Origin of the sequence: Mycobacterium sp. (assembly GCF_032162605.1) — a bacterium.
In the GTDB taxonomy this organism is placed as follows: Bacteria; Actinomycetota; Actinomycetes; order Mycobacteriales; family Mycobacteriaceae; genus Mycobacterium.
On the sequence record NZ_JAVROT010000189.1, the window covers coordinates 1 to 7,853 of the forward strand.

At 65.1% G+C, this 7,853-nt stretch carries 6 protein-coding genes; 4 read left to right on the top strand and 2 right to left on the bottom strand.

Going from position 1 to position 7,853, the window contains the following annotated elements; genetic code table 11:
• Positions 1–684 precede the first annotated feature (684 nt).
• On the bottom strand, positions 685–2,019 hold the full coding sequence (locus tag QOI01_RS11800) for an IS1096 element passenger TnpR family protein (protein ID WP_526381058.1): 1,335 nt from the start codon (positions 2,017–2,019) through the stop codon (positions 685–687).
• Between the two features lie 94 nt (positions 2,020–2,113).
• On the opposite strand from QOI01_RS11800, the gene QOI01_RS11805 reads away from it, so the two are divergent.
• Complete coding sequence (locus tag QOI01_RS11805) at positions 2,114–3,769, top strand: SWIM zinc finger family protein (protein ID WP_526381060.1); 1,656 nt, start codon at positions 2,114–2,116, stop codon at positions 3,767–3,769.
• Between the two features lie 113 nt (positions 3,770–3,882).
• On the opposite strand, the gene QOI01_RS11810 is transcribed toward QOI01_RS11805, so the two are convergent.
• Complete coding sequence (locus QOI01_RS11810; RefSeq protein ID WP_526381062.1) at positions 3,883–4,413, bottom strand: GNAT family N-acetyltransferase; 531 nt, start codon at positions 4,411–4,413, stop codon at positions 3,883–3,885.
• A gap of 241 nt (positions 4,414–4,654) precedes the next feature.
• On the opposite strand from QOI01_RS11810, the gene sauS reads away from it, so the two are divergent.
• The 3 genes from sauS to QOI01_RS11825 all read left to right on the top strand — a co-directional run.
• Positions 4,655–6,079, top strand: coding sequence for an acylating sulfoacetaldehyde dehydrogenase (gene sauS / locus QOI01_RS11815; RefSeq protein WP_526381064.1), 1,425 nt, complete (start codon positions 4,655–4,657; stop codon positions 6,077–6,079).
• 3 nt (positions 6,080–6,082) lie between these two features.
• Entirely contained in the window at positions 6,083–7,258 is a 1,176-nt protein-coding gene (locus QOI01_RS11820; protein ID WP_526381066.1) for a succinate--CoA ligase subunit beta, read from the top strand.
• A partial coding sequence (locus QOI01_RS11825) for a succinate--CoA ligase subunit alpha (protein ID WP_526381068.1) occupies positions 7,258–7,853 on the top strand: 596 nt, incomplete at its 3' end. The genes QOI01_RS11820 and QOI01_RS11825, both read left to right, overlap by 1 nt.

A 7,853-nucleotide genomic window follows, 5' to 3' on the forward strand; every position in this document is an offset into this window, starting at 1 on the left:
AGTTCAGCAATGTCTCGTGAGACGTAAAAATTTCGCATAGCTGAATTGCCCGGAATACCTGGATACTTCGGACATCCCAGGCGCCACAGGGGAGGGCCGAATCGCCGCGTGACCAGTGTCCCATCAATGTCCCAAGACACGCTCAGACACGCTAGATGAGGCGACACAGGTGAGACATGCAAAACGCCCTGACCATTACTTATGCGACACAGTCGAGCAGCAGTTCACACATTTGAGCTCCCTGGGGGTCAAGTGGTCGCAGGTTCAAATCCTGTCAGCCCGACACAGAGAAGCAGGCTCTGACCTGCGATAACGGAGCTAATCTGCTCAAGGGTTCGATGAGGCGACGACCGACCGGTGGGACCAGTCGGGTGCCGGCGGCGCACTCAATGGACTCGTGCGGGGGTGCATTGGTCCGATCGACCGCACGTCACGTGCGCTATGTGCGCCTGTACACGCTGTGCGGCTTTGGTCGAGGCCGGTGTCCTAGTACCGAAGTTGACCGCTGGTCACGTGGGGTGGTGGCTTGCAAGTCCTATCAGCGTCTTGCGCGGGTCACGGAACCCATATTGAGGTTGTCAGCGCGCGGCGGCCGTGGCCCGGCGCCGTTCGGAGACCGCTCGGCGCGCTTCGCGAAGCCGCTGGCGAACGACTTCCGGGTCGTCCTCAGCATGGCTGAAGCTTTCAGTTCCCGCTGAGCGCCCTACGCGCCAATACTGCTGCCGCAGGACTCACGATATTCCGCCGCGCCCGGGTGACGGGCTGGTCGGTCACGTTGATCAAGACTTCGCAGACGAGGAGTTGGCGCAGGGACGACTCCGAGATAGGCCGACCGTCGGAGTAGCGCCAGCCGAGTTCGGCCAGCAACGCCGTCATCTTGTCGAACGGCAGTGTGGAACCGGCCGAAGCCGCCGCAAAGGCCAGCATAAGCAGAGTGGCCTGCGCATCAAACTTCTCGTCGGACTTGGGAATCAGCCGATCGGCCAGATGCTCCCACAGTCTGTCGGGGTCACGCTGGGCCGCTACGCCAGCCTTGGTCAGCAACAATATGCCCTTGTGCTTGCGCAGCAGTCCCAACGACTGCACGCCTTCGCGGAACCGCAGCAGTGGGTAGCATTGGATCTCGCGATTGCGCTTGCCAATCCAATCATTCATTACAGGAACGACTTTGGAGGCTTCCCCGACGTCAGCCGGTTTGAGGTATCCGGCGGTCGTCAACGGAATGCCGCCGTCCTTGGCGCGGTCCAGAAACCACTGATACGCCCGCAGATTGTCGGCCACAGCGACCGTGTACAGCGGTCTCGAATCAGCCAGCGTGAGCGCTACCGCTGTCAGGTCGTCACCGTGCGGGGTATAGGTGAGACGATGGACCAGGTCGACCAGGCGCGTGTCGATGCCGGCTTCACGCAGCACGAAGTACGCGCCGGCGAATCCCTTGTTGACCCGCTGCGGCTCGAAAAGCGCGGGGTCGGCAAGCACCTCCGCGAGGCTGTCGGCGTCGACCAGGTGCCCGCAGTCCTCCGGAGGGGCAGCGCGCTCACCGTCGACGATAACCGCTGCGGGACAGTCACTCTCGGCGGGTAGAACCGCTTCGAGACGAAGCCTCAGCTCCCAATTGTCGCCGTAATCGTAGAGGTAGTGCAGGATATCGCCGGGCTCACTGAGGGTTTCGTCGAGTCGAGTCTCGGCGGCGGGCAGGCCGTCATCGTCTTCGGGCCACTCCTTGTTGTCCACGTCGTACGGGCATAGGAACAGCTGGCTGCGGTGGTCGAACACGCCGCCGCCGAGTGAGAAGCGATGCAGGTGCGAGTCGGTCCAGCCGAACGCCACCTGCAGGACCTGGTGCAGCAGGTCCAGTGTCAGGTTCGAGCGCAGGTCCAGCCGTCGCCAGATTGGTGGTTGCGCGTCGTCGAGGTCGACCCTGATCCGGTAGATGGCGATGTCACGCCGCCGGGGGTAACGCAGATCGGGCCGCGACGCCGGAACCGGCACGAGCTGCAGGTACGGGTGCTCGTTCATGGGATCCCGAAATCGGCCGAGTTCACGTCGATCACATTAGATCGGTCGTCATGTCATGCGGGTCCCACCTCGGTCGATCCGGCACCATGTCGATATGTCACTGTCTGAGACCGCGCTGCTCACTGCGGCCGGTGATCGCGTCTACGGCCGGGGCGAGGACTACGTCCGCTATGTCCGAGGCCTGCGGATCGCCGCCGAGAAGGCCTATGCCTCGGTCCAGGCCAAGCAGGTCTACACCGTGGAGCTCGACTGGTCCGGTCGGCTTCCCGACGGGTACTGCACGTGCCCGCACCATTCCGACGGCAACTTCTGCAAACACCTGGTCGCGGTCGGACTCGCCGCGATCTACAGTGGCAAAGTCGACGACATGGCCGAAGATTCGGCGGCATCTGGACTGGAAGCCACCGTGCATGCGATGGATATCGACGAGCTTCGTGACCTCGTCCTGACACTGGCACAGCGCGACGGCGAGGTGCGGCGCATACTCGAAGTGCGGGCGACGACCGCGTCCGGTGACGACACGAGCGCCAAGGCCGAGTTCGAGGCATACGTGCGCAACACGCTGCAATTCCGCGGGTTTGTCGATTACCGGGAATCCTTCGGCGTCGCGGAGGCGGCCAGTCAAGTACTCGACGAGCTTGAGAACCATCTGAACGCAGGATGCGCCGAAATCGTGCGGCCGGCTCTCCGACGCGCCTTGACCCTGCTGCGCACGATCACCGAGCATGCTGACGACTCGTCGGGGGCGATCGGCGGTGAATGCGAGCGGGCTGGCGACCTGTACGCGCAGGCATGTCGACTGGGTGACCCAGACCCAGGCGAACTCGCAAGCTGGCTGGCGACTTTCCGTGCCACCTCGCCGGGATGGCCGACTCTGCTGCTCGCGGATTTCGTCGACGCGTTCGACGACCATGCGCTGGCGATCTACCGCGCGACGGTCGCGGACTTGGACCGTCAGCACGCAGGTCGCGACCACTGGAGCCGGTTTGAAGTCGACGCCATGTTGCTGGAGCTCGCCGATCACGACGGCGATGTCGATCGGGCTGTCGACCTGCTGAACGAACGGGAGCACCCGCAGTACGGGGCGATCATCGCCCGCTTGCGGGCGGCCGGACGTGACGACGAGGTAGTGAACTGGATCGATCGGGCGGTTGCCGAAGGGCGAGCCAGCAGTCAAGGCGGCGGTAATGGCTATTGGCTGAGCCCGTCCGAAGTCGCCGACACGTACCGGGGAATCGGCCGCATCGACGATGCGATCGCCGTTCTGCGTGCCAATTTCCTCCGGCAGCCTGCGGTCCACGCCTATCGGTCACTGCTGGACTTTGCCGCCACGATCGATCGCGCCGATACCGAACGCGCCTGGGCGCTCGACCACGCGCGAGAATTGGCTGGTGGCCCCGGCGCGGGGTCGGTCCTGGTCCAGCTCTCACTGAGCGAGGGAGACGTGGACGCCGCCTGGGAGGCCGCCGCCCGCTATGGTCCCGGCTGGGCATGGCAAGAACTCGCTACCCAAGGCGCCGAGGCTCGGCCGGTAGCCGCTGCAGATCTGTACCGGCCGCAGCTCGAGAACGACCTGCAGCGTCCCAACACCAGGCTCTACCCGGGCATTGCTGCGACGCTGGCAACGATGGCCGAGCTGTATGAAAGAGGCGGTCGCAGTGCTGATTTCGCGTTGTACATCGCCAAGGTCCGGCGAGACTACGGCAGGCGCCCCTCGCTGATGAAGGCGCTCCAAGCGAAGGGGCTCTGAGCGACCTCACTCGCTGGGCCAGCGTGTGAGGAGCACTCGCTGCGTCGACCTCACCTGTGTAGGGGCATCGCCAATCCGGGGCCGCCATTCTTGTTGGCGTACTGCCGCCGCACTTACTCCCGCCAGCGCTCGCCGAGCGCTTCCGCCGCTGTGGACACCTTCATGACCAGACGACGCTCGCGGTTGCGGACGGGAACGAAGTGGTAGTGCTCGTAGAAGGATTGCGCCTCGTCGTCCATGGCATCAACGACGATGAGCCGGCCGCCGCCGATTTCCGATGCGGCGACCGCTTTGCCTAGCGCGTCGAGGAGCAGCTGCTCGCCATATCCCTGACCCCGCAGCGACGTGTCGATCGCCAGGCGGGCAATCAAGTATCCGGGTATGCGGGAATAGCCGCCGGCCAGGGCTCCCGCGACGCCGTCGTCGTTGCGTACTACTTCGGCGGGACAGATGGCGAAATAGGCGCTGACTTTCTGTTCGCCGAGCGGAGTCCACACGTAGACGTGCGCGACCCCGCTGCTGTCCCCTCGACGGGCATGGGCGATGAGCCAGGTATTCAGCGGCTCCTTACCGCAGTCGAATCCTTCCAGCGTGTGGGCGTCAGTGAGTCGCCCGTACCCGTCGGCAGTGACTGGATCCCTCATGTCCATTCCTCTTCCAGAATATGGAATTGAACACCATGGCGACCGTAGAACGAGATCCGATCCGTGTGCCAACGGTCACAGGTGGGATTAACCATTACGGTGACGTCGGTCGCAGCACCGGCAAATCATATGGAATGTACTACCATATAGTGAAATAGCCGCCATGAGCGTGTTCGAGCCTGCATTTTGGGGCTCGCAAACCATCGGGCGTTCCGTCGGAGTCATCGCGGAGGAATCGGACATGTCACAGAAGCTGAACCCGACCGAATCGGACGACGTCGCCGCGTCGATCGGTCGCCTGATCACCAATGCTCGCGCCGCGCAGGCGGTGTTCGAGACCTTTTCCCAGCAGCGCGTCGACGATGTGGTGGCCGCTGCCGCCTGGGCGATCTACGAGCCCGAGCGCGCCCGGGCGCTGGCCGAGCTCAGCGTGGCGGCCACCGGTCTCGGCTGTGTCGCGGACAAGGTCACCAAGAACCAGCGCAAGACCATCGGAACCTTGCACGACCTGACCGGAGCGCCATCGGTCGGGGTCATCGGCGAGGACACGGCACTCGGCATCACCGAGTACGCCAAGCCGGTAGGCGTGGTGGCGGCAGTGTGCCCCTCCACCAACCCCGCGGCCACTCCGGCGAACAAGACGATGATGGCGCTCAAGGGCGGCAACGCCGTGATCCTTTCGCCGTCACCCAAAGGTGCCTCCACGTGTGCGCTGTTGGTGCAATACATCCACGCCGAACTCGACAAGGTGGGCGCTCCGCGCGATCTCGTGCAGGTCATCGCCGAGCCGACCAAGCCGATGACGACTGAGTTGATGCGACAGGTGGATCTCGTGGTGGTCACCGGTTCTCAGCGCAACGTGCGGGCGGCCTACAGCAGTGGTACCCCGGCGATCGGGGTCGGGGCCGGCAACGCTCCGGTGATCATCGCCGTCGACGCGAACCTGGCCGATGCCGCCGATAAAATCAAGCGCAGCAAGGTATTCGACTACGCAACGAGTTGCTCGTCGGAGAACTCCGTGCACATCGACGCCGCCGTATACGACGATGCGCTGAACCAGTTGCGCTCTCAGGGCGGCTACCTGCTGACGGCGCCGGAGAAGACGAGGCTGCAGGCCGTGATGTGGCCCGACGGCAAGCTCAATTCCGCGGTCACGGCCCAACCGCCGGACAAGATCGCCGCGCTCGCCGGGCTCGATGCGGGCGAGGCGCGCGACGCGGAGTTCTTCATGGTCGAAGAGGACGGCGTCGGTCCCGACTACCCCTTCAGCGGCGAGAAGTTGTCCGTGGTGCTCACCGTCTACCGCTACCAGGACTTCGACGCGGCGCTGCAGCGGATCCAGCAGCTGCTCGACTTCCAGGGAGCCGGCCACTCCTGCGGCATCCACACCCACGACGAAGAACACGTTCGGGCGGTCGCGGAGCGGTTGCGGGTGGCCCGGGTGCTGGTCAACCAGGCGCACTGCTTCGGTACCGGCGGCGGGTTCGACAACGGCCTCGGCTTCACCCTGACCATGGGCGCCGGGACCTGGGCCGGCAACAGCATCAGCGACAACCTCTCCTACCGGCACTTCCTGAATGTCACTCGGGTGGCGCGCGTCATCCCCCCGCGCGTTCCCACCGAGCAGCAACTGTGGGGCCACTACTTCGACACCTACGGACGGTGAACCGTGAAACTCCTTGAATACCAAGGGAAAAGCCTGCTCTCCCAGGGAGGGCTCGCCACACCCGACGGCGCGGTAGCCGGGGAGGCGAGCGAGGCCGCGACGATCGCCGGCGCGCTGGGCGGACGGGTCGTCATCAAAGCTCAGGTTCCGACCGGTAAACGCGGCAAGTCCGGTGCCATCCGGTTCGCCGACACCCCGGCGCAGGCGAAACAGGCCGCGGCGGACCTCCTCGGGAAACCGGTCAACGGGTTCCCGGTCACCGCGGTGCTCGTGGAGCAGGCGTTACCGATCGCTCGCGAGCTCTACGCCGCCGTCCTCAACGACCCTGCCAGCAAGGGTCCGCTGGTGCTGTTCTCCGTCGAGGGTGGGATGGACATCGAGGAGGTCAACGCCAACGCACCGGAGAACGTGCTGCGGCTGCCGATCGACATCCGAACCGGACTCTCGCCCGAGGACGCTGCGGCGCTGCTGTCGGGCACCGACCTGACCGAAACCGAGCAGTCCTCCGTCGCGGCCGCCCTGTTCGGGCTATACGGGGTGTACCTACAGGCCGAGGCCGATCTGGTGGAGGTCAACCCGTTGGTGCTCACCGAGGACGCGCGTGCCGTCGCGCTGGACGCGAAGGTCGCCCTGGACCCTGGCGCGCTCGCACGGCAACCCGCCGAGTTCCTGCAGAGCTTGGAAACCGGGCAGGTCGGGGACGGGTCGGCGCTCGAAGACGAAGGTGCCCGGCTGGGTCTGCAATTCATCGAGCTCGACGGCACCGTGGGGGTGCTCGCCAACGGAGCCGGGCTCACCATGGCCACCCTCGACGCCGTCAACCACTACGGAGGGCGACCGGCCAACTTCCTGGAGATCGGCGGCGACGCCTACACCAAGGCCACCCCCGCGCTCCGGCTGGTGCTGAAGAACCCGAACGTACGCAGCCTGCTGGTCAACTTCTGCGGGGCCTTCGCCCGCACCGACGTCATGACCGAGGGCGTCGTCACCGCGATCGAGGCACTTCGGCCCCACATCCCGGTGTTCTTTTCCATCCACGGCACCGGCGAAGACGAGGCCATCGCTCTCGTCCGCAATCGGCTCGGGTTGCAACCCTACGACCTTATGGATGACGCGGTGCAGGCCGCGGTGGCGGCTGCCGGACACGACCATGTCCTAGTCAACGAGGGAGCGCGCTGATGCTTGTCACCGGAAACGAGACCGTCGTCGTACAGGGAATCACGGGCAAACAGGGATCCTTTTGGACCGAGCGAATGACCGAGTGCGGCACCAACGTCGTCGCCGGCGCAAGCCCCAACAAGGGCGGCCAGACAGTGGCCGGGATACCGGTCTACAACTCGGTCGTGGAAGCTGCGAAAGCCCACCGGCTCGACGTGGCCGTGCTGTTCGTCCCGCCGCTGGCCGCCAAAGGGGCGGTACTCGACGCCATCCAGGCCGGCGTTCGCAAAGTCGTGTTCCTCACCGAGCACGTGCCCTACCACGACGTGATGTACGTCCTAGCCGAAGCACGCGACCGCGGAGTCCAGGTGCTCGGCCCCAACACCGCCGGCCTCGTCGTGCCCGGTGAGGCATCGGTGGGCATCATGCCGGGCTTCGCCAAGAACATCTTCCAACCGGGCAACATCGGGGTTGTCTCCCGCAGCGGCAGCCTGGGCACCCTGCTCGCGCTCAATCTGGTCACCGCAGGCTATGGGCAGTCTGCGTTCATCGGAATCGGTGGCGACCCGATCCTGGGTACCACCACCCTGGACGCGGTCCGCACCCTCGACGCCGA

Bases quoted from the DNA above. Each gene is read 5' to 3' on its own strand.
- QOI01_RS11805 (WP_526381060.1), top strand. From the start codon at position 2,114: ATGTCACTGTCTGAGACCGCGCTGCTCACTGCGGCCGGTGATCGCGTC.
- sauS (WP_526381064.1), top strand. From the start codon at position 4,655: ATGTCACAGAAGCTGAACCCGACCGAATCGGACGACGTCGCCGCGTCG.
- QOI01_RS11800 (WP_526381058.1), bottom strand. From the start codon at position 2,019: ATGAACGAGCACCCGTACCTGCAGCTCGTGCCGGTTCCGGCGTCGCGG.
- QOI01_RS11810 (WP_526381062.1), bottom strand. From the start codon at position 4,413: ATGAGGGATCCAGTCACTGCCGACGGGTACGGGCGACTCACTGACGCC.